General features: G+C 65.7%; 25 protein-coding genes and 1 pseudogene. 12 read left to right on the top strand and 14 right to left on the bottom strand.

Annotated features, from left to right (window positions below; genetic code table 11):
* Positions 1 to 9: 9 nt before the first annotated feature.
* The 4 genes from GY791_09935 (at position 10) to mscL (ending at position 3,162) form a co-directional block, all read left to right on the top strand.
* Positions 10 to 1,182 (top strand): acetyl-CoA C-acetyltransferase, encoded by a 1,173-nt coding sequence (locus GY791_09935; GenBank protein MCP4328738.1) that lies wholly within the window; start codon positions 10 to 12, stop codon positions 1,180 to 1,182.
* A gap of 158 nt (positions 1,183 to 1,340) precedes the next feature.
* Positions 1,341 to 2,063, top strand: a complete 723-nt coding sequence (gene phbB / locus GY791_09930; protein MCP4328737.1) for an acetoacetyl-CoA reductase — start codon at positions 1,341 to 1,343, stop codon at positions 2,061 to 2,063.
* Between the two features lie 91 nt (positions 2,064 to 2,154).
* Positions 2,155 to 2,619 (top strand): NUDIX hydrolase, encoded by a 465-nt coding sequence (locus GY791_09925; GenBank protein ID MCP4328736.1) that lies wholly within the window; start codon positions 2,155 to 2,157, stop codon positions 2,617 to 2,619.
* A gap of 117 nt (positions 2,620 to 2,736) precedes the next feature.
* Positions 2,737 to 3,162, top strand: coding sequence for a large-conductance mechanosensitive channel protein MscL (gene mscL, locus GY791_09920; protein MCP4328735.1), 426 nt, complete (start codon positions 2,737 to 2,739; stop codon positions 3,160 to 3,162).
* 196 nt (positions 3,163 to 3,358) lie between these two features.
* Here mscL and GY791_09915 read toward each other — a convergent pair.
* Positions 3,359 to 3,729 (bottom strand): annotated as a pseudogene (locus GY791_09915) (VOC family protein).
* 136 nt (positions 3,730 to 3,865) lie between these two features.
* Here GY791_09915 and GY791_09910 point away from each other — a divergent pair.
* Entirely contained in the window at positions 3,866 to 4,135 is a 270-nt protein-coding gene (locus GY791_09910; GenBank protein MCP4328734.1) for a hypothetical protein, read from the top strand.
* 130 nt (positions 4,136 to 4,265) lie between these two features.
* Here the strand turns inward: GY791_09910 and GY791_09905 are convergent, their stop codons facing one another.
* From GY791_09905 to GY791_09890, 4 genes are all read right to left on the bottom strand, one after another.
* Complete coding sequence (locus GY791_09905; protein ID MCP4328733.1) at positions 4,266 to 5,540, bottom strand: NAD(P)-binding domain-containing protein; 1,275 nt, start codon at positions 5,538 to 5,540, stop codon at positions 4,266 to 4,268.
* 163 nt (positions 5,541 to 5,703) lie between these two features.
* Positions 5,704 to 6,699 carry a D-cysteine desulfhydrase family protein gene (locus GY791_09900; protein ID MCP4328732.1) on the bottom strand — a complete coding sequence of 332 codons (996 nt, stop codon included), beginning with the start codon at positions 6,697 to 6,699 and terminating at the stop codon, positions 5,704 to 5,706.
* A 7-nt stretch (positions 6,700 to 6,706) separates the two neighbouring features.
* Complete coding sequence (locus tag GY791_09895; GenBank protein MCP4328731.1) at positions 6,707 to 7,420, bottom strand: HAD-IA family hydrolase; 714 nt, start codon at positions 7,418 to 7,420, stop codon at positions 6,707 to 6,709.
* Positions 7,421 to 7,442: 22 nt separating this feature from the next.
* Positions 7,443 to 8,048: a glutathione S-transferase gene (locus GY791_09890; GenBank protein MCP4328730.1), complete on the bottom strand. Its 606-nt coding sequence runs from the start codon at positions 8,046 to 8,048 to the stop codon at positions 7,443 to 7,445.
* A gap of 127 nt (positions 8,049 to 8,175) precedes the next feature.
* Here GY791_09890 and GY791_09885 point away from each other — a divergent pair, with 127 nt between their 5' ends.
* From GY791_09885 to GY791_09870, 4 genes are all read left to right on the top strand, one after another.
* Positions 8,176 to 8,940, top strand: coding sequence for a class I SAM-dependent methyltransferase (locus GY791_09885; GenBank protein ID MCP4328729.1), 765 nt, complete (start codon positions 8,176 to 8,178; stop codon positions 8,938 to 8,940).
* A 96-nt stretch (positions 8,941 to 9,036) separates the two neighbouring features.
* A complete protein-coding gene (gene pheA, locus GY791_09880) occupies positions 9,037 to 9,927 on the top strand; it encodes a chorismate mutase (protein ID MCP4328728.1) in 891 nt (296 codons plus the stop codon).
* Positions 9,924 to 11,009 carry a histidinol-phosphate transaminase gene (locus tag GY791_09875; protein ID MCP4328727.1) on the top strand — a complete coding sequence of 362 codons (1,086 nt, stop codon included), beginning with the start codon at positions 9,924 to 9,926 and terminating at the stop codon, positions 11,007 to 11,009. Before pheA ends, GY791_09875 begins: the two co-directional genes overlap by 4 nt.
* A gap of 3 nt (positions 11,010 to 11,012) precedes the next feature.
* Positions 11,013 to 11,942 carry a prephenate/arogenate dehydrogenase family protein gene (locus GY791_09870; protein MCP4328726.1) on the top strand — a complete coding sequence of 310 codons (930 nt, stop codon included), beginning with the start codon at positions 11,013 to 11,015 and terminating at the stop codon, positions 11,940 to 11,942.
* A 25-nt stretch (positions 11,943 to 11,967) separates the two neighbouring features.
* Here the strand turns inward: GY791_09870 and GY791_09865 are convergent, their stop codons facing one another.
* The gene (locus GY791_09865; GenBank protein ID MCP4328725.1) at positions 11,968 to 12,978 is read right to left on the bottom strand and encodes a DUF2125 domain-containing protein; all 1,011 of its coding nucleotides are present in this window, start codon (positions 12,976 to 12,978) and stop codon (positions 11,968 to 11,970) included.
* Positions 12,979 to 13,126: 148 nt separating this feature from the next.
* On the opposite strand from GY791_09865, the gene GY791_09860 reads away from it, so the two are divergent.
* The 3 genes from GY791_09860 to GY791_09850 all read left to right on the top strand — a co-directional run bounded on the left by GY791_09860 (position 13,127) and on the right by GY791_09850 (position 15,250).
* The gene (locus GY791_09860; GenBank protein MCP4328724.1) at positions 13,127 to 13,669 is read left to right on the top strand and encodes a gamma-glutamylcyclotransferase; all 543 of its coding nucleotides are present in this window, start codon (positions 13,127 to 13,129) and stop codon (positions 13,667 to 13,669) included.
* Between the two features lie 87 nt (positions 13,670 to 13,756).
* Positions 13,757 to 14,425: a dienelactone hydrolase family protein gene (locus GY791_09855; GenBank protein MCP4328723.1), complete on the top strand. Its 669-nt coding sequence runs from the start codon at positions 13,757 to 13,759 to the stop codon at positions 14,423 to 14,425.
* 36 nt (positions 14,426 to 14,461) lie between these two features.
* Complete coding sequence (locus GY791_09850) at positions 14,462 to 15,250, top strand: glycosyltransferase family 2 protein (protein MCP4328722.1); 789 nt, start codon at positions 14,462 to 14,464, stop codon at positions 15,248 to 15,250.
* Between the two features lie 59 nt (positions 15,251 to 15,309).
* Here GY791_09850 and GY791_09845 read toward each other — a convergent pair whose 3' ends face one another.
* The 8 genes from GY791_09845 to GY791_09810 form a co-directional block, all read right to left on the bottom strand.
* Positions 15,310 to 17,631 carry an adenosylcobalamin-dependent ribonucleoside-diphosphate reductase gene (locus GY791_09845; GenBank protein MCP4328721.1) on the bottom strand — a complete coding sequence of 774 codons (2,322 nt, stop codon included), beginning with the start codon at positions 17,629 to 17,631 and terminating at the stop codon, positions 15,310 to 15,312.
* A gap of 241 nt (positions 17,632 to 17,872) precedes the next feature.
* Positions 17,873 to 18,619: a 1-acyl-sn-glycerol-3-phosphate acyltransferase gene (locus GY791_09840; GenBank protein ID MCP4328720.1), complete on the bottom strand. Its 747-nt coding sequence runs from the start codon at positions 18,617 to 18,619 to the stop codon at positions 17,873 to 17,875.
* Positions 18,616 to 19,131 carry a YdcF family protein gene (locus GY791_09835; protein MCP4328719.1) on the bottom strand — a complete coding sequence of 172 codons (516 nt, stop codon included), beginning with the start codon at positions 19,129 to 19,131 and terminating at the stop codon, positions 18,616 to 18,618. The genes GY791_09840 and GY791_09835 overlap by 4 nt, the downstream gene beginning before the upstream one ends.
* A gap of 125 nt (positions 19,132 to 19,256) precedes the next feature.
* Entirely contained in the window at positions 19,257 to 19,805 is a 549-nt protein-coding gene (locus GY791_09830) for an HAD-IIIA family hydrolase (GenBank protein ID MCP4328718.1), read from the bottom strand.
* 2 nt (positions 19,806 to 19,807) lie between these two features.
* Positions 19,808 to 20,692 (bottom strand): cell division protein, encoded by an 885-nt coding sequence (locus GY791_09825; protein ID MCP4328717.1) that lies wholly within the window; start codon positions 20,690 to 20,692, stop codon positions 19,808 to 19,810.
* The gene (ftsE, locus tag GY791_09820; protein ID MCP4328716.1) at positions 20,693 to 21,373 is read right to left on the bottom strand and encodes a cell division ATP-binding protein FtsE; all 681 of its coding nucleotides are present in this window, start codon (positions 21,371 to 21,373) and stop codon (positions 20,693 to 20,695) included.
* Between the two features lie 276 nt (positions 21,374 to 21,649).
* Entirely contained in the window at positions 21,650 to 22,354 is a 705-nt protein-coding gene (locus tag GY791_09815; GenBank protein ID MCP4328715.1) for a thiol:disulfide oxidoreductase, read from the bottom strand.
* On the bottom strand, positions 22,354 to 23,559 hold the full coding sequence (locus GY791_09810) for a CoA transferase (GenBank protein ID MCP4328714.1): 1,206 nt from the start codon (positions 23,557 to 23,559) through the stop codon (positions 22,354 to 22,356). The genes GY791_09815 and GY791_09810 overlap by 1 nt, the downstream gene beginning before the upstream one ends.
* Between the last annotated feature and the right edge of the window lie 89 nt (positions 23,560 to 23,648).

Raw genomic sequence — 23,648 nt, 5'->3', positions numbered from 1 at the left:
GAGAAATCCATGTCCGACATCGTGATTGCCGGCGCCGCGCGCACGCCGGTTGGCGCCTTTAACGGCGGCTTGAGCTCGGTTTCCGCCCACTATTTGGGTGAGGTCGCGATTCGCGAGGCGATGTCTCGCGCCAAGGTTTCGCCCGAGGACGTCGACGAGGTCATCATGGGCCAGATCCTGGCCGCAGGGGCGGGCCAGAATCCGGCCCGCCAGGCCGCGATCAATGCCGGTATTCCGGCCGAAAAGACAGCCTACGGCATTAACCAATTGTGCGGCTCCGGCTTGCGCACCGTGGCGCTCGGCTACCAGGCGATCAGCATGGGCGACAGCGATATCATCGTCGCCGGCGGCCAGGAGAGCATGAGCCAGGCGCCGCATGTCGTGCATCTGCGCAACGGCACCAAGATGGGCGATACCAACCTGGTCGACACCATGATCAAGGATGGCCTGTGGGACGCCTTCAACGGCTACCACATGGGCAACACCGCAGAGAATGTCGCCGAGAAGTGGCAGATCACCCGCGAGCAGCAGGATGAGTTCGCCGTCGCCTCGCAGCAGAAGGCGGAAGCGGCGCAAAAGGCCGGCCGGTTCAAGGATGAGATCGTCCCGGTCACCATCAAGACCCGCAAGGGTGAGGTCGTGGTCGACACCGATGAGCATCCCAAGCCCGGCACCACGATCGAATCGGTTTCGGGTCTGCGTCCGGCCTTCGCCAAGGACGGCACGGTGACCGCGGCCAATGCCTCCGGCATCAACGACGGCGCCGCCGCGCTGGTACTGATGAGCGCGGACGAGGCCGAGAAGCGTGGCGTCAAGCCGCTGGCCCGCATCGTGTCTTGGGCCACCGCCGGCGTCGATCCCGCGATCATGGGGTCGGGCCCGATTCCCGCCAGTCGAATGGCGCTGGAGAAAGCCGGCTGGTCGGTCGACGACCTCGACCTGATCGAGGCCAACGAGGCTTTCGCCGCCCAGGCCTGTGCGGTCAACAAGGATCTCGGCTGGGATACCGCCAAGGTCAACGTCAATGGCGGTGCCATCGCGCTCGGCCACCCGGTCGGTGCGTCGGGGGCGCGGGTGCTGGTCACCCTGCTTCACGAGATGGAGAAGCGCGACGCCAAGAAGGGCCTTGCGACGCTTTGCATCGGCGGCGGTATGGGTATCGCCATGTGCGTCGAGCGCTAACCGGCACGGCGATCCGATAAACAGCTGAACCGGGCCGTCCCTATCGGGGCGGTCCGGATTTTGATACATGTCAATGTCGCGGTTGATCGGCGCATGCTATGCGCCGCCCTGGCAATTTGGCCGGAAATGATTTCAGAGACAAGATAGGGAACAGGACAATGGCACGTGTAGCATTGGTAACCGGGGGCACGCGCGGGATCGGCGCGGCCATCTCGGCGGCGCTCCAGGACGCGGGATACACGGTGGCGGCTAATTACGGCGGCAATGACGAAGCGGCGGCGAAGTTCAAGGAGGCGACCGGAATCAACGCCTACAAATGGGATGTCGGCGATTTCGATGCCTGCCAGGCGGGCGTCGCGAAGGTCGAAGCCGAGCTCGGTCCGATCGACGTGCTGGTCAACAACGCGGGCATCACGCGGGATACGACGCTCCACAAAATGGACGCCGGCAAGTGGGGCGACGTCATCCGCACCAACCTCGATTCGGCGTACAACCTGACCCGCTGTGTCATCGAAGGAATGCGCGAACGAGGTTTCGGGCGCCTCGTCAATATCTCGTCGGTCAACGGCCAGAAAGGTCAGCTCGGCCAGTCGAACTATGCCGCGGCGAAGGCCGGCCTGATCGGGTTCACCAAGTCCGTGGCCCAGGAAAACGCGCGTAAGGGCATCACCGCCAATGTCGTGGCGCCGGGCTATATCGGCACCGAGATGGTGCGCGCCGTGCCGGAGAAGATCCTCGAACAGATCGTCGCCCAGATCCCGGTGGGCCGCCTCGGTGAACCCGAGGAAATCGCCAAATGCGTGCTGTTCCTCGCCGCCGACGATGCCGGGTTCATCACCGGCTCGACGTTGTCGGTGAATGGCGGTCAATATATGCACTGACCGGTCGACGAGCGCGCGGCCGCATCGTGTCTCGCCGCGGACCGGGGGCGGTTTTGGCGAGTTCCAAAGCTAGCCCTCTGCGTCCGGCCTCATGATTGCATCTTCGCCGCGTCGCTATCCGGCACGCCCGCTGGTCGGCGTCGGTGTCGTCGTTTGGCGCGCCGGCGAGGTGCTGCTGGTGCGCCGCGCCAAGGCGCCACGCCAGGGTCAATGGGGCTTGCCGGGCGGCGCCCAAAAGCTGGGCGAGACCGTGTTCGAGGCGGCGCGCCGCGAAGTTCTCGAGGAAACCGGAATCGACGCCGACCCCATCTCTATTGTCGATGTGGTCGATTCGATCACACGGGACGACACCGGTGCGGTCGAATACCACTACACGCTGGTCGAGGTGGCAGCCGTGTGGCGGGCCGGGGAGGCCGTGGCCGGCGGTGATGCCGCCGAGGCGGCATGGTTCGGGCGCGACGCAATCGACGCCTTGGGCTTGTGGTCGGAGACGGTGCGGGTGATCGATTTGGCACGGTCACGGATCGATTCGACCGGGCGCCGTTCCCCAGGCTAGGCATGCGCCGATGCCGCTATTTCGTGATCCGACAACACATGTTAGAGAACAATTGTTAGATTAATTGGCCGTCGAGCCAAAACCCGTCATTGATCTCGACCAAAAAAGGGGCTGCCCATGCTTCAGGAATTCAAAGATTTCGCCATGCGCGGCAATGTCGTCGACATGGCCGTTGGCATCGTCATCGGCGCCGCATTCGGCACGATCGTCAAATCGCTGGTGTCGGATGTCATCATGCCGCCGATCGGTATGCTGCTCGGCGGCGTCGATTTCACCGACTTCTTCATCGTCTTGTCGGGCGATGGCAGCTACCCGACTCTCGAGGCGGCCAAGGAAGCCGGCGCCACGACACTCAATTACGGTTTGTTCATCAACACCATAATCAGCTTCGTCATCGTGGCCTTCGCGATCTTCTTGCTGATCAAACAGATCAACCGCCTCAAGAAGGTGGAAGAGGAAGCTCCGGCGGAGCCGCCGGCGCCGCCCGCGGAACAAGTCCTCCTCGAGGAAATCCGCGACATCCTGAAGAGCCGTTCGGCTTAGGCCTTAACGGCCTGTCGGCCTCGCGACGGGTCCAGCCCGGCCTCGGATTACGGGCCGGGATTCGGCATGCGCATGCCGGGTTCCGGTCTTAACCGGCCATGACCGGGATATCCGCGGTGGCCGTCTCCGGCGCGGTATCAAGGAGCGGGTCTCTGGATTTGGGAAAACGGCCGTCGCGGCAATCGAACGGTCGCTATCACCGGTCGGCCGGCTCGAAGAAGACGAGGCGATTGCCGAACGGATCGGTGACGACAAGTTCCTTCGAATTCCAGGGCATTTCCTCGCATTCCGGCTTGGCGAACATATAGTCCTTGCCGGCAAGCTGCCGCTGCAGGCCTTCCACGTCCTCGACCTCGATCCGGATCGAGGCGCGGGGGGGCAATCGCCATGATGTTCCGAGAGGTGGATCGTGCAGCCGTCCCGGGTGACCGCCATATAGAGCGGAAAGTTGTCTCCGAACCGATGTTCCCAGGCGACGGTGAAGTCGAGGAAGTCGACATAGAACTCGCGCGCCTTGCGTTCATCGAAAACTCTGACGATCGGCGTGATCGGGCCAAGCGTGACCATATTGCCGGTGTGCTCCCCGTCGGTTCATCGAGGATAGCGCAGCGGGCGGACGCGTGGTACGAAATTGGGCGAAGCCTGCACGCTTCATTTATCGCGCCATAGTGCACTTTGGCCCATCGAAGGAAAGCCGTCCGAGATGCCGATCCTGCGCCACTTTCTCGTCCAGGCCGCAGCCAAGCTGAGCAAGGATCCGCGGGTTCGTGCCAAAGTGGCCGAAGTCGTCGAGAAAGAGGTCAAGCCGAGGGCGACAGCGGCATGGCGCAAGACCAAGCCGAAGCTCGAAGCCGCTCGTGACGATTTGCGGGAGATCGCGTCGGAGACCGATCCGCGGGACGATCCCCGGGAATTCGCCGCCAAGGTAAAGCAGAGATTCGTCGATCGCGGCAAGGATCGTCAGTCGAAATAGGCGCGATAGCCTGACAATCCGGCGCACCGCCGGTATGCAGGAATACCGCCGTCTCGCCCCGCTTCAGCTCGCCGGACCGGCACAGATCGATAAGCCCTGCCATGGCCTTTCCGCTGCTGTTGCCTTGTGGCTAAACGACTCCGGCCGCGCGTTGCGCTGAAGCATGGTGCTCCAGATACTTGCGTTGCGTGGAAATATGGTCTGCCAGAAACTTGGCGTCGTGCCAGACGCCCCAGATGAACGAGGACGCCCGTCGAGACTGCCATGGCAATCCCAGGAAATAGACCCCGGGCTCGGCCGAAATACCGCGCTGATGCTTTGGCTTGCCATTGTCGTCGAACGCATCAACCTTCAACCAGCTGAAATCAACGGCAAAGCCGGTTGCCCAGATTATCGAGGTTATTTCAGCCTCCGCCAGATTCAACTCGAGAATGGGATTGGTCGCGCAGTCCGGGTCCGGATCGATCTTGCGGGCCTCAGGCTCCTCCGGAAGGTCGAGACCATTGCGGTCAACATAAGCGTCGGCTTCGTCCAGCAACGACAGATAGTTGGCATCCCCTCGCTCAATATTGTCTGCAAGGTCCGGCGCGAAGGTCATCACACCGTCTTTGAATGTTTCCGTCCGACCGACGAGCGTCATTCCCTGCGCAGCAAGACGCCGGAAGTCGACCGTATCGCCGCCATAGGCACCGCTCACCGAAATCGTGACATGTTCCGTGCCCGGTTCCATGGCCGCGGCATCCCACTTGCCGAGGACCCCCAGCCACCAGCAGAAGTCACGCCCGCGATAGCTTCGCGGGGGGCGGTCGTGCGGTCCGACCGAGAGGTAAACACGCTTTCCCGCACGCAACAGTTCGTCCGCGATCTGCGCCCCCGAAGATCCCGCTCCGATCACCAGCACCGCACCCTCAGGCAACTGGTCGGGATTGCGGTAGGCGTTGGAATGGATCTGCATGATGCCCGCATCTTCCGGAACAATTGCTGGAATGACAGGGCGTTGGAAAGGTCCGGTGGCGGCAACAACGTTGGTGGCCTCGATCACGCCATCCGACGTTTCGACACGAAAGCCGGGCCGGCCATCGTTCCTTTGCACTTCCTTTACCTCCACGCCGCAGCGGATAGGGGCATTGATCCGTTCTGCGTAGGCGACGAAATAGTCCGCAACCCTCTCCTTGGGGGCAAAGGCATCGGGCTCGACATCCGAAAACTCCATGCCCGGGAACCGATCGTGCCAGGCCGGACCATTGGCAACCAGAGAATCCCATCTTTCCGAGCGCCAGCGTTCGGCAATTCGATTCCGCTCCAGAACGAGGTGATCTATGCCGCAGTTGCTCAGGTGCTCGCTCATAGCCAACCCGGCTTGGCCGCCGCCAACAACGAGCGTCTCTACTTTTTCGATTGGCATTTCGAGGTCCTTTTCCAGCATTCCGGGATTTTCGGCGGAAACGACTAATTTTGGTACGTCGAAGTTCGCTAGCGATAGGCTAGGGAACCTTGCCGAGAAGCGGGTTTGGCCAAGACGAGGCACGGGTCGCGGTCCAACACCTCGTCGATGGCGGTACTGATCGTCAGTCGAAATAGGCGCGATAGCCGAATAGCCCCGGCGCACCGCCGGTATGCAGGAAAACCACCGTCTCGCCCCGCTTCAGCTCGCCGGAGCGGCACAGATCGATAAGCCCTGCCATCGCCTTTCCGCTGTAGACCGGGTCGAGCAGCATGCCCTCGCGGCGCGCGGTCAGTTCGACCGCCTCGACCATCGTCTCCGTCGGTCGCCCATAACCGGCGCCGGCATAGCCGGACAGAAAATCGACGGCCACACAGTCGAGATGTGGGGATTTTCCGAGCAAGTCGAGCGTTTCCCGCACCAATGGCAGCACGACGCGGTCGAGATTCTCCGCCTCGCGGTCGACATCGATGCCGATCAATCGAATCGGCCGGGAGGAGAGCTCGAAACCCACGGCGAGGCCGGCCAGCGTTCCACCGCTCGAGGATGCGACGACGATGCAATCGATGTCGAGCCCACCCGCCTCGGCTTGGGCCTCGATCTCCTGCGCCGCCCGCACATAGCCGAGGCAGCCGAGCGGATAGGACGCGCCCACCGGGACGATATAAGGCCGCCGGCCGCCCGCCCGCGATTCCGCGGCAAGCTCAGCCATTGCCGCATCGCGGTCGGTGCCGCCGGGATGAAGGTGGAGCTTGGCCCCGAATAGGCGGTCTAAAAGGAAATTGCCGCTGACGCCGTAATCCGCGCCGTCATAGGGCACGTTGCGGGACAGGACGAGCTCGCAATCGAGGCCCAGCTTGGCCGCCACGGCGGCCGTCTGCCGGCAATGATTGGACTGATAGCCGCCGGCGGTGATGATGACATCGGCGTCCTCGGCGCGCGCCGCCGCCGCGGCGAATTCCAGCTTGCGGCATTTGCTGCCGCCGCCGCCGATACCGAACAAATCGTCGCGTTTGGCAAAGATCGACGGACCGCCGAGGTCGGCCGACAAGCGGTGCAGCGGCTCGAACGGCGTCGGAGCATCCTGGAGCTCGATACGCGCGAAGCTATCGAGGTTCATGTCTCCCCTATTCGGGCGTCGCCTCGACCGCGTCGGCGAAGGCCTGCAAGGTCGGGAATTCGAGGTCCGGCGTCACGTCGACCGGCGGCGGCGGGGTCGCTCCATCCTGGCCGGCCTGGCGGTTGATCCACACCGTCGCGAGGCCGAGCGATTTGGCCGGGACGTGATCGTGGAACAGGCTCTGGGCGACGTGGAGGACACGATCCTGCGGAATGCCCATCGCCGCCAGTTCCGCGATGCCGACGTGAAAGTGGTTGAGCGCGGGCTTGTAGCTGCCGACATCCTGGGCGGTGACGATGAGGTCGAACGCGACCCCCAGCCTGTCGTTGCTGGGACGAAATGTTTCCCGGTCGATGTTCGACAACACCGCCAGCTTGTAATGCTTGTGCAACTGGGCGAGAGCGGCGGCGCTGTCGGCGAATGGCGGCCAATCGGCGACCGAACCGGAGAAGGCGGCGCGGTCGGCGGCATCCGCCTCGGCGCCGATCTCGGCCGCCATGCGGTCGAGTACGCCGGCCAGGATCTCCGGATAGAGGGCGTCGGGCCGCGCCTCCTGCACCGCCGATTCGTGCCTCGAAAACAGCGCCACAAGGGCGCCGTCGTCGAGGCCGAGGCCGCGTCTTTCGGACCACGGGCGAAGCGCGGCCGCGATTCCGCTCTCCCAGTCGATCAGGGTGCCGTAGCAATCGAAGGTGAGGGCGTCGAACGAGGACAAATCCATAGTCGTTTCCCGTTTGGTAAGTTCAAGCCGGCGGGTCTTTGGGAACCGAGGCCTGCATCGACGGTCGGGCGGCGAACGCCTCATACCAGGACGCGAGCTTGGCGCGTCCCGGGCGCCAGTCCTCATGGCCGAAACGGAAGTCGAGATAGCCCAAGGCGCAGCCGGCGGTGATGTGGCCGATGGTCGGTGTTTCGCCCCAATGTTCGACTTCGGCTTCCAGCACGTCCAAGGCCCGGTCGATGGCACGCCTCTGGCGCGCCGACCAATCGGCGGACTGGAGATTTTCCGGCCGCCGGCCTTCGAGGAGACGCAGGATGGCGGCGTCGAGAATGCCGTCGGCGAGGGCCTCGAGCCGTAGCGCCCACCAGCGGTCGTCGCCGCTGCTGAACAGCGTTCCGCCGGTGAGGTCGTTGATGTATTCGCAGATGACGGGAGAATCGAACAGCACCATGCCGTCATCCAGGACCAGTGCCGGAACCTTGCCGAGGGGATTGGTCCCGCCGATGTCGGTTTCGGGATCCCAGACGTTGGTGGCAATGCGCTCGACTCGGTCGTCGAGGCCGAGTTCGTGAAGGCAGACCACGACCTTGCGGACATAGGGCGAGGTGGGAGCGTAACGCAGCTTCATGGATTGGGATCCTTCGGATCGCTGGGGATTGTGTGGGGCGATGGTATAACACCCAACGCCATGCCCGCCCAGATGTGATAGACTGGAACGGTCGAATTGGCGGGGAGACAGGTGAGGCGCGGGTCCGATGCGGCAGGACGTGGTCGATCTCAGAGATTTCTATGTCAGCGGCCGGGGCGCGGTGGCGCGGCGCATGATCCGCGCGGCGATCGCCAGGATGTGGCCGGACGTCCGTGGCCTGGCGGTGCTCGGTCTCGGCTATCCGGCGCCCTATCTGCGCCCGTTCAAGGAAACCGCGGCGCGGGTCATCGCGGTCATGCCGCCGGCGCAGGGGGTATTGCACTGGCCTGCCGACGATGCCAACGCCACAGCGCTTGCCGATGAGAGCGACCTGCCGTTGCCCGATCTCTCGGTCGACCGCATTCTCGCCGTCCACGCGCTCGAGCACAGCGAATCGATGGGTGCGACGCTCAGGGAGTTATGGCGTGTCTTGTCCGGCAACGGCCGGCTGTTGATCGTGGTTCCCAACCGCCGCGGGGTGTGGGCGCGCTATGACAAGACCCCGTTCGGTCTCGGCTACCCCTATTCGGTGGCACAGCTGACCCGCGTTTTGCGCGACAACATGTTTACGCCGACCCAGTCGGCACACGCGCTCTACGTTCCCCCGCTACGCCAACGACCGTGGCTGGCCTCGGCCGTCGCCTGGGAGAATGTCGGCAGCCGCTGGTTCCCCGGTTTCGCCGGCGTGACCTTGGTCGAGGCCTCGAAACAGCTCTATGCCGCGACCCCGGAGCCGCGGCGGGCCCGGCTCGTGGTCCCGGCACGACAGGCGCGATATCCGGTCGGCGCGGCACGGCTGCGCTCCTCGGCCGACTCCCGGCCGCCAGGATAGGAGCCCGCCGGCCACCGCCTTTTCGGCCACCTTTTCTTTGCTTTCAAACGGTTCACCGACTAAGAGTAACCACCTTTTTCGACGGCCACCCCGACGATGGACGACGACGGCAAGAGCCTCGGTGCGCTGCGCCGGGAAATCGATGAGATTGACGATGACATCCACGATCTGCTGATGAAGCGGGCCGCGGTCGCCAAACGGGTGGGTGCGGCCAAAGGCCAGACATCGGTGGTGTTTCTGCGCCCGGCGCGCGAGGCTTCGGTCCTGCGCCGCTTGGCGGCGCGCCACGACGGCGTCTTTCAGGTGGCCTCGGTCCTGCACATCTGGCGCGAAATCTTCGCCGCGCTGACAAGACTCCAAGGACCGTATTCGGTGGCCGTGTTGCAGCCCGAAGGGGCCCCCGACTACCGCCGCCTCGCCCGCGCCCATTTCGGCGCCTTCACGCCGATCACCCCGTTAGCAAGAGCGGGTCACGTCGTCGCCGCCGTGCGCGACGGTTCGGCCAGCGTCGGCGTTCTGCCGATGCCCGACGAGGACGACCCGGAACCGTGGTGGCGTTACCTGATCTCCGATAACCCGGACCGGACGCGAATCGTGTCGCGTCTGCCGTCGATCGAGACCGCGGAAGCGCACCGCGACGATCTAGCCGCCTTGGTCATTGCGCGTGTCGATTTCGAGGATAGCGGCGACGATCACAGCTTTCTGGTCTTCCAATCCGAGGAACATATCAGCCGCGGGCGGCTTCGTACCGCGCTGGCCGAAGGCGGATTCAGTCAATTCCTCTACGCCGCGTGGCGGGACCCGGAGCACCCGGTGTCATGGCAGCATTTGGTCGAGCTGGGCGGACATTTCGCGGCCGATGACGCGACCGTCCAGCGTCTCGTCGGGGGCTTTGCGCCCAAGATCGACAAGGTGCACGCGCTCGGCGGCTACCCGGTGCCGGTGAACCTGACGGCCGAACCAGGTGCGCCGGGAGGCGGCCCATGAATGCCCCCCGCCCGCGACCGGGAATCATGGACATCGCGCCCTATGTCGGCGGTCGGGCGGCGCTGCCGGGGATCGACCGCGTCATCCGGCTGGCTTCCAACGAGACCCCGCTCGGCGCCAGCCCGCGCGCCCGGGACGCCTATCGTGCGCAGTCCGAGAGCCTCCACCGTTACCCCGATGGCGGAGCGAATGCCCTGCGTGCGGCGCTCGGGCGCCACCACGGTATCGATCCGGCGCGGGTGGTATGCGGCGCTGGCTCGGACGAGTTGATCTCCCTGTTGTGCCGGGCCTATGCCGGCCTCGGCGACGAAGTGCTCTACAGCGAGCACGGCTTCCTGATGTACGCGATCGCCGCCCGCGTCACCGGCGCCACGCCGGTTGCCGCGCCCGAGAGCGGGCTGCGGAGCGACGTCGACGCGCTGCTCGCCGCGGTGACGCCCAAGACGCGGCTGGTGTTTCTGGCCAATCCCAACAACCCGACCGGCAGTTTCATCACCCGCGATGAACTCGATCGTCTCCATACGGGCCTGCCGCCGGAAGTGCTGTTGGTGGTCGATGGCGCCTACGCCGAATACGTGACGCGCAACGACTATGCCTCCGGCCTGGAGCTCGCGCGGACGGCCCCCAACGTCGTCGCTCTCCGCACTTTTTCGAAGATCTATGGGCTGAGCGCGTTGCGCATCGGCTGGTCCTACGGTTCGGCGGAGGTCGCCGGCGTGCTCAATCGCGTGCGCGGCCCGTTCAACGTGTCGGCGGCGGCGTTGGCGGCGGCGGAAGCCGCCCTCGACGACGTGCCGTTTACCGACGCGGCGCGGACCCATAACGATATCTGGCTGCCGTGGCTGAGCGCCGAGCTGGCCCGGATCGGGCTTGTCGCCCATCCCAGCGTCGGCAATTTCATCCTCGTCGAGTTTCCCGACGGCGATCGCAACGCCGATGCGGCCAACGACTTTCTCAACGGCCGCGGCATAATCCCGCGCAAGGTCGCGAATTACGGCCTACCCCGATGCCTTCGGATCACCGTCGGACTCGAAGACGAAATGGCCGATGTCGTCGCCGCGCTCAACGATTTCATGAGTTGAGAGATGGCCGCGGGAATTCTCTACGAGCGGGTGGCGCTCATCGGCATCGGTCTCATCGGCTCGTCGCTGGCACGGGCACTGCGTGTCGAAGACCTCGCCGGTCACATCGTCGGCTGCGCGCGCACCGCAGCGACGTTGGAAACCGCTCGGCGTCTCGGACTCTGTGACACCACGAGCCAGGACCCGGCGGCGGCCGCCGCCGATGCCGACCTGGTCGTGTTGTGTACGCCGCTCGGCACCTACCGGGATCTGGCGACCGCAATCGCTCCCGCATTGAAACCCGGCGCCACGGTCACCGATGTCGGCTCGGCCAAGCGCTGCGTCATCGAAGACGTCGGGCCGCGGATTCCACAGGGGGTCCATTTTATACCCGGCCACCCGGTGGCCGGGACCGAGCATTCCGGTCCCGAGGCCGGTTTCGCCGAATTGTTTCACGGCCGCTATTGCGTGCTGACGCCGCCGCCCGGGGTGGACGCGGCAGCCTTGGACCGGCTGGCGGAGATGTGGCGGCGCTGCGGCATGGATGTCGAAACCATGGATGCCGAGCATCACGATCTGGTTCTCGCCATAACCTCGCATTTGCCCCACCTCATCGCCTATACCATCGTCGGCACGGCAACCGACATCGAGGGCCAGTTGCGCGCCGAGGTGGCGAAATTCTCGGCCGGCGGCTTCCGCGATTTTACCCGCATCGCGGCCTCCGATCCGATCATGTGGCGCGACGTATTTCTCAACAACCGCGACGCCGTCCTCGAAGTGCTGGGCCGTTTCTCGGAGGATTTATCGGCGCTCCAGCGGGCGATCCGCTGGGGCGAGGGCGACAAGCTGGAACAACTGTTCGAACGCACGCGCGATATCCGCCGTTCGGTGATCGACGCCAAGCAAGCCTATGACGAGGTCGAGCCTCCGCATCCGACGGGCGACCGAGACTGACCGCACTGGCCGTCGCCGTCGCGCCCTACCTCAACGGCCAGTCGATGCGCGGCAGCACCGCCAACGGCAGCGCGCCCGCCGACAGCCGGCGATCGACAAGGTTGAGGTCGACGTCGAGTTGCGGCGGCCCGCCATTCCCCGGCCGCGTCGCCATGAGGTCGAGCATGAGACGGGTCTGCGCCGCCTGCCGTGGCGACATCTGGCCGGCGGCTTCGATCGCGTTCACCGCTTCGCGGTAACCTTGCGTCGTCGTCGAAAGGGTGCCGGTCGGCTGCAAGTCGGCATCGAGGCGCGCCTCGCCGCTGGCGGTGAAACCCAGCGGTCCCCATACCGCTTCGAGAAATCGAATATCGACCCTGCCGCCGTTCGCCCGCCATGCGGCCAGCGCGGACTGGGTCGGCAGCGATGGGATGGCTCCCTGCCAGACGATTGTTGCCGCCAGAGTCTGCAGACTTTGGCCGAGTTGGGGACCGGGCAAAGGCGGCATCGTCATGTCGACGGCGCGTAGCGACACCTCGACCGCGTCCGGTTCCCGTTGATTGACGCCGAAATCCGCGACCGCCGCCGTCATCGGCAGAAAGGGCTCGCTGCCTTCGGCCCCGATCTTGTACAGGCGGAGCTCGCGGAAACGGAGCCGGCCGCTCGCTTCGAAAGCCGCGCTGCCCTCGCCGCGAGCGGCCGTGATCGCGGCGCGCTGCCCGGTGACGATGTTGACGACGATCAACTCGGCCGGACCACCGGTCGCGAAGGCGAGACGGCGGAAGTCCCACGGTGCGCCAACCATATGCAGAATGGGAACGCGGCCTTCCCACGCAACCCGTCCGCCCGCCTGCGCGGCGACGACGTCCCGGGCCTCGGCGTCGAGGGCGAACGGGAAGCCGGTGATCGACAGCGCGCCGACGCGCACGTCGATGCCTTCGGCGCGGCGCTGGGCGATCCATAAATCGACGCCGTCGTGCAACGCGCCCTTGGCGTAATACCAATAGCCGGCATAGGCGCCGGCAAAGGCGATCACGGCGAGGACGGTCAGGGGCATGGCGCGGCGCGCGGACATGGCCGAGTGTTTAAATCAGAACGAAGCGCGGCGGAACGAGCAATTCATGGGCACGCGGCCATCGCCGCCGGAATCTGTCCGGCGGTGGCGGCATGTTTACGGCGGCGGCCGGTGATCGTATACAGCAGCCATGTTTCAGTCCGAGGATATCTGGGTGTTCGGCTACGGGTCGCTGATGTGGCATCCCGGCTTCGACCATTGCGAACGGGCGCCGGCGCTGCTGCGCGGTTATCACCGGGCATTCTGCCTGACCTCTTACCGCTACCGGGGCACCCCCGAAAAACCCGGCCTCGTGCTCGGTCTCGATCGCGGCGGCTCGTGCCGCGGTATCGCCTATCGGGTCGCCGCCGAGCGCCGCGACGCAACCTTGGCCTATCTCCATGACCGCGAGATGGTCCATTACATCTATATTCCGAAGGCGCTGCCGGTGGTGCTCGACGACGGCCGGCGCGTCGTTGCCCATACCTATACCGCCGACCCGAAACACGAACGCTATGCCGGCGGCCTACCTGTCGACGAGCTCGTGCAGATGGTCGTGCAGGGCCATGGCGAGCGCGGCGCCTGTGCGGAGTATCTCGAAAACACGGTCCGCCATCTCGACGAACTGGGCATCAATGACGGCCCCTTGCACGACCTCCTCGATCGCGTCGCCGCGGTGCGCGGCGCCGTTTGACCGGCGCCAATCCGCAACATTGGCGATGATCGGCGGCATGAATATGGTATGCGGTATCGCTCGACCATCGTGATTGGAGACGACGTTATGGGCGAGGCGCTTGAACTTACGGCGGCGGACGGTCACCGGTTACAGGCCTATCTGGCGCGGCCGGCGGGTGCCGCACGTGGCGGGCTGGTAGTCGCCCAGGAGATTTTCGGCGTCAACGGTCACATTCGCGACGTCTGCGATCGTTTCGCGGCGGTCGGATACGCGGCATTGGCGCCGGCGCTGTTCGACCGCCTCGAGCGCGGCGTCGAACTGGATTACGATTCCGAGGGCGTCGCGAAAGGACGCGAGATGCGCGGTCAGGTCGGCTGGGAAGCGGTTGCGGCCGATATCTCCGCGGCGCGCGATCGCTTATCGCCCGAGGGCCCGGTCGGCATCGTCGGCTATTGCTGGGGCGGATCGGTCGCCTGGCTCGGTGCCACCGAGGGTGGCTTCGCCGCCGCGGTCGGTTACTACGGCGGTCACATCATCGAACTCAACGACCGTGATCCGAAATGCCCGACCATGCTTCATTTCGGCGACCGCGACGCGGCCATACCGCTCAGCGACGTCGAAAAAATTCGCCTCGCCCATCTCGATGTCACGATCTATGTCTATGAAGATGCCGGCCACGGCTTCAACTGCGACCGCCGCGGCAGCCACGACGAAGCCGCCGCCGCGCTCGCCTTGGAGCGGACGCTCGCCTTCTTCGAACAGCACATTGGCTGAATCGCGACCGCGCCGCGGGCCGCCGGGTATCCTTCGATGGTGACGATAACCGGCTCCGTTTTCGGTCGCGGCAGCCTCACCGACGCGGGGCCCAAGACCACCGTCATCTGCGCCGTGTGGCACGGCGACCCGGATTGGCGCCAATTGCTCGTCGGCCATCGAGGAAACCTCGAGGCCCAAACGGTGCCGGTGGAGAGCATCTACGTGTTCGACGGCGGGATTTCGCCGCCGGCGGATTTCGACCGCCCCTACCTGGCCACCGGCGAGCCATTGACGATCTACCAGGCGTGGAACCTGGCGCTCGTCGCGGTGACCACGCCGCTGGTGATGAATCTGAACCTCGACGACCGATTGTGCACAGACGCGGTGGCGGATTTCGAACGGCTCATGCGCGATCCACGAACCGGCCTGGTCGGCGGCGATTGGCGGATCTGCTACGATCAGGCGACGACCGACGATGTCGGCCCCTGCCGGCCCCTCGACACCCTTGCCGTATCGGTGAAACACCCCGCCCGACCCGAAGATGGACCGGTGCGTCTCGGCTGCGGAGCGGGGCGCGAGACGTTCGGTCCGGCAACCCTGTGGCGCATGGCGCTGCACGATTCCTTCCCACCCTACCCGATGACTTTCGGCGACGGCACGCCGATCCGCGTGATCGGCGACGGCGTGTGGTGGTCGATGTTGGAGAAACGCGGCGTCAGGCTGGCGCGGTGCAACGCGATCGTCGGGCACTATCATTCCCATCCCGCCGACCAGGCCGAATTCCGCTACGACAGGCCGGGGGAGTGGGAGCATTTTCAACGCCACGGCGCCGGACCGAATTGATCACGCGGCGGTGGGAGGAATATGTCGGATAGTGGCCGGCGCGATGCGAGACGACCGCCTCAGGCGCACTTGGAATAGGTGCAGCTGGTGCAGATGTCGCAGTTTTCCTGGCGGATCAGCGCCGGCTGATTGCATTTGGGGCAGAACCGCATGCCCGGGGCGCCGGCGCGGACGCCGTCGGGGTCGTTGACCGCCGCCGCTTCCGGATGGCGCAGGCTGTCGGTCGCGGCGAGAAATCCGATGTCGCGCATGTGACGCTCGATGACCTCGCCGATGGCGGCCAGCAGCGACGGCACGTAATGGCCGCCCATCCACTGCCCGCCGCGCGGGTCGAACACCGCCTTCAACTCCTCGACCACGAACGAGACGTCGCCGCCGCGGCGGAACACGGCGCTGATCATCCGCGTCAACGCCACCGTCCAGGCGTAATGCTCCATGTTCTTGGAGTTGATGAAGATCTCGAACGGCCGCCGCCGCCCGTCCTGGATGACGTCGTTGAGGGTGATGTAGATGGCGTGGTCGGTGTCCGGCCAGCGGATCTTGTAGGTCCGGCCGGGCAGTTCCTCGGGCCGGCTGAGCGGCTGCGTCATATAGACAACACCGCCGGCCTCGAACGGGTCGGCGGGCCGCGACGGCGGCACCTCGAGCGGCAGCGCGGCCTGGCTGTCGTCGTCCTCGTCGACGGTCTTGGCGACTTCGAGAACGGCGCCGGTGACTTCGTTGGGGCGATAGGTGGTGCAGCCCTTGCAACCGAGGTCGTAGGCCTGGATATAGACGTCCTTGAAGTCGTCGAAGGAAATGTCCTCCGGGCAGTTGATGGTCTTCGAGATCGAGCTGTCGACGTACTTCTGGACCGCGGCCTGCATCACCACGTGGTCGCCGGGGGCGAGGCGCTGGGCGTCGACGAAGTAGTCGGGCAGCGGCGTGCTCTCGCCGTTGAGGCGATGGAACAGGCGGAAGGCGTAGTCGCTGACCTCCTCCTCGCGGCGTTGGCCGTCGGGCATCAACACGTTGCGGGTGTATTTGAAGCTGAACGCGGGCTCGAGCCCGGAGGAAACGTTGTCGGCGAAGATCGAGATCGTTCCGGTCGGCGCCACCGAGGTGACCAGGGCATTGCGCACGCCGTGGCGGGAGATCGCCGCGCGGACGTCCTCGTCGAGCTCGGCAACGGTTTCGCCGGCGAGGAATTTGTCGCGGTCGAACAGCGGAAAGGCGCCCTTTTCCTCGGCCAAAGCGGCGGACGCCATATAGGCGGCGCGGCGCACCGCCCGCATCCAGATTTCGGTGAGCCGCACCGCCTCCTGGCTGCCATAGCGGGCCCGGCACATGATCAGGGCGTCGGCGAGCCCGGTCACGCCGAGGCCGATCCGTCGTTTCGCGATCGCCTCTTCCTGCTGCTGCGGCAGCGGAAATTGCGAGATGTCGGTTACGTTGTCCATCATCCGCACGGCCACCGGCACCAGGGTTTCGAGCGCTTCCAAGTCAAGCTCGGCATCGGCCGTGAACGGATCGCGCACCAAGCGCGCCAAATTGATCGAACCGAGCAGGCAGGCGCCGTAAGGCGGCAGCGGCTGCTCGCCGCATGGATTGGTGGCGTGGATTTCCTCGCAATAATAGAGGTTGTTGCGGCGGTTGATGCGGTCGATGAAGATCACCCCGGGCTCGGCATAGGCGTAGGTCGCCCGCATGATCTTGTCCCATAGCTCGCGCGCCGGCAGGTTCTTGTGGATCGTGCCGTTGAACGACAGCTCCCACGGCGCGTCCTCCTTGACCGCGGCCATGAAGGCATCGGTGACCAGGACCGACAGGTTGAACATGCGCAGCCGGCCGGCCTCGTGTTTGGCCGCGATGAAGGCCTCGATATCCGGATGGTCGCAGCGCATGGTGCCCATCATCGCGCCGCGGCGGTAGCCGGCGCTCATGATGGTCAGGCACATGGCGTCCCACACGTCCATGAACGTCAGCGGCCCCGAGGCGTCGGCGCCGACGCCTTTGACCGGGGCGCCCTTGGGCCGCAGCGTCGAGAAGTCGTAGCCGATGCCGCCGCCCTGCTGCATGGTCAGCGCCGCCTGCTTCAAATGCTCGAAGATGCCGCCCATGTCGTCGGGGATGGCGCCCATGACGAAGCAGTTGAACAGGGTGACGTCACGACCGGTGCCGGCGCCGGCGAGAATGCGCCCAGCCGGCAAAAACTTGAAATCGGTCAGCGTCTCGTAGAAGCGTTCGGTCCATACCGCCCGGTCCGTTTCCGGTTCGGCGAGGGCGGCCGCGACCCGGTGCCAGGTGTCCTCGATGGCGCCGTCGGTCGGCGCGCCGTCGGGCCCCTTGAGGCGGTATTTCATGTCCCAAATCTGTTGGGAGATGGAGGCGACCTGCACCATGATCGTTCCCGAATGTGGTCAAATGCGGCGACAGGCGGGCCGGCGAAGCGGCAAGAACCCGGACCCTTGAGGCGGTCGTATTTTACCGGCTCGCAGGGTCCGGCGCAATGCTAATGTTCTCGATGTGTTCGCATACTTATCCACAATTTGTTTATCATACTACTTTGAAAAATATTAATTTTTCAGGTTATCCACACGACTCCCGGGTTTCTTTTCCTCGCTATTAGACGCGGGCTGCGGATCATCGTCCAGGGTCGCCGCGAAAGCCGCCGCCGGCCGAACCCTCGACCTCCAATTTGCGGGTCGCGCCTTCGATGCGGGATTCCAGTTCGGCGAGAAACGCGCGCGGTGCGAGGCCCGGCGGGATCGGCGGCAGGATCTCGACGACGATGGTGCCAGGCCGCTTGTGGAAGGCACGCCGGCCCCAATAGAGTCCCGAATTGAGCGCCACCGGGACGACCGCGACGCCGATCTGCTTGTAGAGCGCGGCGATGCCCGGGTTATAGGTGCCGGTCGCACCGGGCGCGGCGCGGGTGCCTTCGGGGAAAATCAGGATCGGCCGCCCTCCCGCGAGCGCGGCCTTGGTGCGTAGGACCATCATGCGAATCTCGCCCGCGCCGCCGCGACGATCGATCGGGATTTGCCCCGTTCCGCGCAGATACCAGCCGAACAGCGGGATCGCCATCAATTCCTTCTTGACCACATAGACCGGCCGCCGAAGGATGACCTGCATGGCCAAGGTCTCCCAGGCCGATTGGTGCTTGACCGCGAAGATCACCGGATACGGTGGCAGTCGGTCGCGGCCGCGGACTTCGTAGGTTAGACCGCAGGTGATGGCCAACAGCTTGATCGTGGTGCTGGTCCACAGCTCGGAGAGGCGCAAGACGGCATTCTGCGGCAACAGAAGGACAGGCAGGCCGAGTATGCAGACGGCGGCCGTCGCGCCGAAGAACAGCACGTTGAACAGCGCCGACCGCAGCGCCGTCATGCCGTCGCTCCGGTGCCCAATAGATCGTCGACCAGCGCCCGCAGCCGGGCCAACAGGTACTTGTTGTACTCCCTGACATAGAGCATCGTCGTCCCCGGCCAACGCCACCACTCGTCGTGCTTGACCCGGTCGGGGAAGACCGGATGAGGGATGATGGTGGCCTCCGGTAGCGCGCGCCGAAACTCGAACAGGCTGCGCGGCATGTGATAGCTGGCGGTGACCAGGCGCAGCGTGCGGAACCCTTCCTTTTCCATCCAGGCGGCGCTTTCGATCGCGTTGCCTCGGGTGTTGTCGGCATCGTAACCGAGCACCACGCAGCAATCGAAATCAGCCGGCGAACCGCGCATGATGCGCATCAATTCGGCGACCTCGACGCCGCGATAGACGCCCGAGACGAGCAGTTTCTTGCTAAGACCGCGGTGCAGGAGATCGAGACCCTCGGTGAGCCGCTCGCTGCCTCCGGTGAGCACGACGATCGCATCGGCCGGCATCGTCTCGTCGTCGACCGCCATCGGCAGGCTGCTCGTGAACAGGTAGAACCCGCCGAGCCAAAGCACGACGATCACCGCCAGCGACGGCAGCAACCAGCGCAGGGGACGCGCCAGCACACGGGCTTTCGCTTGGCCGTCGCGGCTGCTCACGGCGATTCCCGAAACAGGATATCGACCGCCGCACCGAGGTCGTCGACGACGACCACCGGCTGCACGGCGGCCGGCAGGCCGCCATCCTCCGTCGCGCGGCCCTTGCCGGTGCGGACCAGAAACCGCCGGCACCCGGCTCGCGCCGCCGCCTCCAGGTCGCGCAGACTGTCGCCGATCATCGGCGTAGTCTCCGGCGTGGCGCCGAACCGGTCAAGCGCCTCCAACAGCATGCCGGGCCCCGGCTTGCGGCGCACAGTTGCGTTCTCCGGGGCGTCGGTGCAGGCGATGACCGCGTCGAGATGGGCGCCGCCGGCGGCGAGTTCGGCGGCGAGCTTGGCGTGGGTCCGCTCGAGTTCGGCCGGGCTCATGAAACCGCGACCGACGACTGCTTGGTTGGTCACCACAGCGACCCGCCAATCGGCGGCATTGAGCCGGGCGACCGCCGCTGCGGCGCCCGGAATGAGAATCAGATCCTCGGCCCGCCGCACCGAATCGGGCCGGTCGTGGTTGAGCACGCCGTCACGGTCGAGGAGGGCGAGCCTCATCGCTACATCATCCGCCGCAAAGCGCGCAGGACGGTGAGGCGCGCGGCGATTGTCGAGATCAATGCCGCAGCGACGGGGACGACGGCGAGCACGATCCAATCCGTCGTCGAAAGGGTGAAGGCCGGCAAGGTCGTTATCTCGACCCGGGGAAAGACCCGGCCGGCGATCACCAACACCAGCGCCGCCGCGGCAAAGCCGAGGATTCCGCCGAGCAGCCCGAGCAACAGCGACTGGCGCTGAAACAGCCGCGCGACATAGGAATCCGGCGCACCGATATAGTGGAGGACCTCGATCGTCGGGTGGTGGACTTCGATGCCGCTGCGGGTCGCGAAGACCACGGTCAACACGGCGGCGAGCACGATCACGCCGACGACCGCGGCGGCCGCGATCTGAACCGAGCGCGTCAGCGACGTAAGCTCGCCGAGCCATTGACTGTGATCGTCGACCAGCGCACCGGGCGCGTGTTCGTGGATGCGGATGCGCAGGGCCTCGATATCGAGAACGGTGCCGCCGCGCAGCCGGACATCGATAAGCCGCGGCAGCGGCAGGGTCGTATCGCCGACCGCGGTGCCGAGCCACGGATCGAGCAGGGCGCGGCTTTCCGCCGCGTCGAAGGCGCGCGCTTCGGCGATACCGGGGGTGGTCCGCAACAGCGCCGCGATGGTGTCCACGGCGTCCTGGGTTGCGGCGGCCCCGTTCGCCGCCGGTGGGATTTGCACCGTCAGCGTGCCGACGAGATTTTCGCCCCAGCGGTCGACCGCCGCGGTCGTCATGATCGCCGCCGCCACCGCCAGCGTGGCGAGGAAGACCATGAAGGCAACGATCAGGGGAAGGTAACGGCGCGTCGAATCGCCGCGCAGGTCGAGAACCGTGCCCGCCGGCGTCATTCAGACGCCCTCTTCAATGGTGGCAAGGTCGTGATGAATCCGCCCGCCGTCGAGGTGCAATCGCGGAAAATCGAATCGTGCCACCAAAGGCTCGCTATGGGTCGCGACGACGACGGTCGTGCCGTGCCGGTTGAGCTCGCGGAACAAATAGAGCAGGCGATCGGCGGTCTCGTCGTCGACATTGCCGGTCGGCTCGTCGGCGAGCAACAACCGCGGCCGGTTGATCACCGCGCGAGCGATGGCGATGCGCTGCTGTTCACCGCCGGAAAGCGTCGGCGGCAGGGCATCGAGCTTGCCGTCGAGCCCAACCCAACGCAGCAATTCGGTCACGTGCTCGCGAATTTTCCGCCGCTTGGCACCGGCGACGCGCAACGGCAGGGCCACGTTTTCCGCCGCCGTCAGATGGTCGAGCAGGCGGAAATCCTGAAACACGATGCCGATCCGGCGCCGCAGGCCGGGCAGTTCCCGCCGGTCCACCTCCGACGGCTGCCGTCCGAACAGGCGGACCGTGCCGCGCGTCGGTGCGTGCGCCATGTACATGAGCCGGAGCAGGGTCGATTTGCCGGCCCCGGAGCGCCCGGTCAGGAAGTGGAACGAGGCCGGCGGCAGCGCGAAGGTGATGTCGCCGAGGATCTCTTCGCCGGCGCCGTAGCGCACGCCGACGCCGTCGAAACGGACGATTGATTCGTCGTTCGCTAGGGTCACCGGGTCGCCGTCATGGTTGCGTCGTTGCGGCACTTCGGAACGCTTTCGCTGCCCTATTTAGGGGGTTGCCGTGATGATCGTCCACCGGGAGCAGGATTTTGGTCCGGTCCTTGATTGTGGGCCATTGAGGGTTGATGATGCATCCTAACGCCACTCAAGGGGACCGCAAAGAACGCACTGTCGCGGCACGGCTGCGCGCGCCGCCGCCTCCGTCCACCGAGGCTTGGCGGAGCCACTCCGGGCCGCTGCCCACTAGCCGCCCCGTTCGTCCGCGGTCTTGGCGGTTTGTCCGAACAACACCTCGCGCGCTTCGGCCGACGGCGGGCCGGTGGGGCGGTGTTCCTTGCCGAGATCGACACCGCGCTGCACCGCCGGGCGCTCCTTGACCCGCTGTCGCCACGTCGCGACGTTGGGAAATTCGTCGAGCGGCTGGCCCAGCGGCTTGGCGATCAGCACCCATGGCCAGCAGATGATGTCGGCGATCGTGTAGGCGTCGCCGAGGATATAGGGACGGTCGGCCAGGCGGCGCTCGAGAACGCCGAGGCAGCGGTGGTATTCGTTGGCATAGCGTTGTCGCGCATAATGTTGGTCGGGTGGTGCGTAATTGACGAAGTGACTGAGCTGGCCGGCCAGCGGTCCCTGGTTGCCGACCTGCCAGAACAGCCATTCCAGCGCCTCCTTGCGACCGCGCGCGTCGCCGGGCAGGAATTTCCCCAACTTCTCGGCGAGGTAGAGCAGGATCGCCCCGGATTCGAACACCGTAATCGGCTCGCCGTCGACATCGTGATCGACGATCGCCGGCATCCGGTTGTTGGGGCTGACGGCGAGGAACGCCGGATCGAATTGGTCGCCGCGGCCGATGTCGACCGGAATCATGCGGTAAGGCAGGCCGCACTCCTCGAGCATGATCGCCACTTTCCAGCCGTTGGGCGTGGGCCAGTAGTGGAAATCGATCATCAGGCCTCGCCGCCGCTGTCGAGGCCGATGATCGCGGCCGCCGCGAGGTCCCGCACATCGTCGTCGCCGAGGCCGATCTCGGCCAGCACTTCGCGGCTGTGCTCGCCGAGCCGGGGCGCCCCGTGGCGATGTCCGGCCGGGGTCGCCGAGAAGCGCGCCGCCGGGCGTGCCTGGCGCAGGTGTCCCGCCGTCGGATGAACGCTTTCGACGAGGGTTTCGTTGGCCACGATCTGGGGATGCGTAACCACGTCCCGCCGCCGCAAGACCGGCGCGCAGGGGACGTCCTCCGCCTCCAGCCGGATCAGCGCTTCCGCCGAGGTCATCGGGCCGAGCGCCACCTGGGTCAGTTCCAGACGGAGGTCGATGTTCTGCTGGCGCAGGGCCGCGGTCGCGAAGCGCGGATCCGCGACCCAGTCCGGCCGGTCGACGGCGCGCGCCAGGCCCGCCCATTCCTTGTCCGACTGCACGGCGACGCTGATATGGCCGTCGGCGGTCTCGTAGATGAGGTCGATGAAGCTTTGTGCCTCCTGGTCGGGCGCGCCGTCGCCGATGAAGGTCTGGCCGTCCATGTCCGAACCCCACAGGAAGGCGACCACCGAATCGAGCATCGACAATCGCACGTGCTGTCCTTCGCCGCTCCGAGCCCGCGCCAGCAGCGCCGAGGTAATCGCCTGGGCGGCGGTGACGGCGGTCAGCTTGTCGGGCAGAATGGTCCGCACCAGACGCGGCCGCAACGCATCCGACCCGCCCTGGATCGTGCTCAGCCCCGACAGCGCCTGGACCAGCGGGTCGTAGACGGGCTTGTTGGCGTAGGGACCGCTTTCGCCGAAGCCGCTGATCGAAACGTAGACGATATCCGGCGCGACCGCGCGGATCGCATCCTCGCCGAGGCCCATGCGCTCGGCGACGCCGGGGCGGAAGTTCTGGATCACCACGTCGGCGCCCTTGGTGAGGCGCATCAACAGGTCGCGGCCGCGCGGGTCTTTGAGGTTGAGCGCGAGCGAGCGCTTGTTGCGGTTGTTGTTGAGGAAGGTGGCGGAAAAACCGCCGCGCCCGTTGGACATCGCGCGGGTGAAGTCGCCGCCACGCGGGTTCTCGATCTTGATCACATCGGCGCCCTGGTCGGCCAGGATCATCGTCGCCATCGGCCCCGACACCATTGCGGTGAGGTCGATGATTTTGACGCCTGCAAGCGGACCCGGCATGACAGCGCTACCACGGTTGGGGTGCGGAACGTCCTTAAGATAGGAACTCGGCGCCGTAAGGAAAGCACCGCGGCGTGTCGTTGGCGTGC

The sequence above is a fragment of the Alphaproteobacteria bacterium genome, from assembly GCA_024244705.1.
GTDB lineage: Bacteria > Pseudomonadota > Alphaproteobacteria > JAAEOK01 > JAAEOK01 > JAAEOK01.
The sequence above is the reverse complement of the archived record's forward strand: the minus strand, read 5'-3'. Positions and strand labels throughout refer to the sequence as shown.

What these genes read in the sequence shown, in the direction of transcription:
- GY791_09855 (MCP4328723.1), top strand. Translation starts at nt 13,757, where the DNA reads ATGGGCGAGGCGCTTGAACTTACGGCGGCGGACGGTCACCGGTTACAG.
- GY791_09830 (MCP4328718.1), bottom strand. Translation starts at nt 19,805, where the DNA reads ATGAGGCTCGCCCTCCTCGACCGTGACGGCGTGCTCAACCACGACCGG.
- GY791_09905 (MCP4328733.1), bottom strand. Translation starts at nt 5,540, where the DNA reads ATGCCAATCGAAAAAGTAGAGACGCTCGTTGTTGGCGGCGGCCAAGCC.
- GY791_09810 (MCP4328714.1), bottom strand. Translation starts at nt 23,559, where the DNA reads ATGCCGGGTCCGCTTGCAGGCGTCAAAATCATCGACCTCACCGCAATG.
- pheA (MCP4328728.1), top strand. Translation starts at nt 9,037, where the DNA reads ATGGACGACGACGGCAAGAGCCTCGGTGCGCTGCGCCGGGAAATCGAT.
- GY791_09825 (MCP4328717.1), bottom strand. Translation starts at nt 20,692, where the DNA reads ATGACGCCGGCGGGCACGGTTCTCGACCTGCGCGGCGATTCGACGCGC.
- GY791_09890 (MCP4328730.1), bottom strand. Translation starts at nt 8,048, where the DNA reads ATGAAGCTGCGTTACGCTCCCACCTCGCCCTATGTCCGCAAGGTCGTG.
- phbB (MCP4328737.1), top strand. Translation starts at nt 1,341, where the DNA reads ATGGCACGTGTAGCATTGGTAACCGGGGGCACGCGCGGGATCGGCGCG.
- GY791_09900 (MCP4328732.1), bottom strand. Translation starts at nt 6,699, where the DNA reads ATGAACCTCGATAGCTTCGCGCGTATCGAGCTCCAGGATGCTCCGACG.
- GY791_09925 (MCP4328736.1), top strand. Translation starts at nt 2,155, where the DNA reads ATGATTGCATCTTCGCCGCGTCGCTATCCGGCACGCCCGCTGGTCGGC.
- GY791_09835 (MCP4328719.1), bottom strand. Translation starts at nt 19,131, where the DNA reads ATGGCGGTCGACGACGAGACGATGCCGGCCGATGCGATCGTCGTGCTC.
- mscL (MCP4328735.1), top strand. Translation starts at nt 2,737, where the DNA reads ATGCTTCAGGAATTCAAAGATTTCGCCATGCGCGGCAATGTCGTCGAC.
- GY791_09895 (MCP4328731.1), bottom strand. Translation starts at nt 7,420, where the DNA reads ATGGATTTGTCCTCGTTCGACGCCCTCACCTTCGATTGCTACGGCACC.
- GY791_09860 (MCP4328724.1), top strand. Translation starts at nt 13,127, where the DNA reads ATGTTTCAGTCCGAGGATATCTGGGTGTTCGGCTACGGGTCGCTGATG.
- GY791_09845 (MCP4328721.1), bottom strand. Translation starts at nt 17,631, where the DNA reads ATGGTGCAGGTCGCCTCCATCTCCCAACAGATTTGGGACATGAAATAC.
- GY791_09870 (MCP4328726.1), top strand. Translation starts at nt 11,013, where the DNA reads ATGGCCGCGGGAATTCTCTACGAGCGGGTGGCGCTCATCGGCATCGGT.
- GY791_09875 (MCP4328727.1), top strand. Translation starts at nt 9,924, where the DNA reads ATGAATGCCCCCCGCCCGCGACCGGGAATCATGGACATCGCGCCCTAT.
- GY791_09815 (MCP4328715.1), bottom strand. Translation starts at nt 22,354, where the DNA reads ATGATCGATTTCCACTACTGGCCCACGCCCAACGGCTGGAAAGTGGCG.
- GY791_09865 (MCP4328725.1), bottom strand. Translation starts at nt 12,978, where the DNA reads ATGCCCCTGACCGTCCTCGCCGTGATCGCCTTTGCCGGCGCCTATGCC.
- GY791_09935 (MCP4328738.1), top strand. Translation starts at nt 10, where the DNA reads ATGTCCGACATCGTGATTGCCGGCGCCGCGCGCACGCCGGTTGGCGCC.
- GY791_09885 (MCP4328729.1), top strand. Translation starts at nt 8,176, where the DNA reads ATGCGGCAGGACGTGGTCGATCTCAGAGATTTCTATGTCAGCGGCCGG.
- GY791_09910 (MCP4328734.1), top strand. Translation starts at nt 3,866, where the DNA reads ATGCCGATCCTGCGCCACTTTCTCGTCCAGGCCGCAGCCAAGCTGAGC.
- GY791_09840 (MCP4328720.1), bottom strand. Translation starts at nt 18,619, where the DNA reads ATGACGGCGCTGCGGTCGGCGCTGTTCAACGTGCTGTTCTTCGGCGCG.
- GY791_09850 (MCP4328722.1), top strand. Translation starts at nt 14,462, where the DNA reads ATGGTGACGATAACCGGCTCCGTTTTCGGTCGCGGCAGCCTCACCGAC.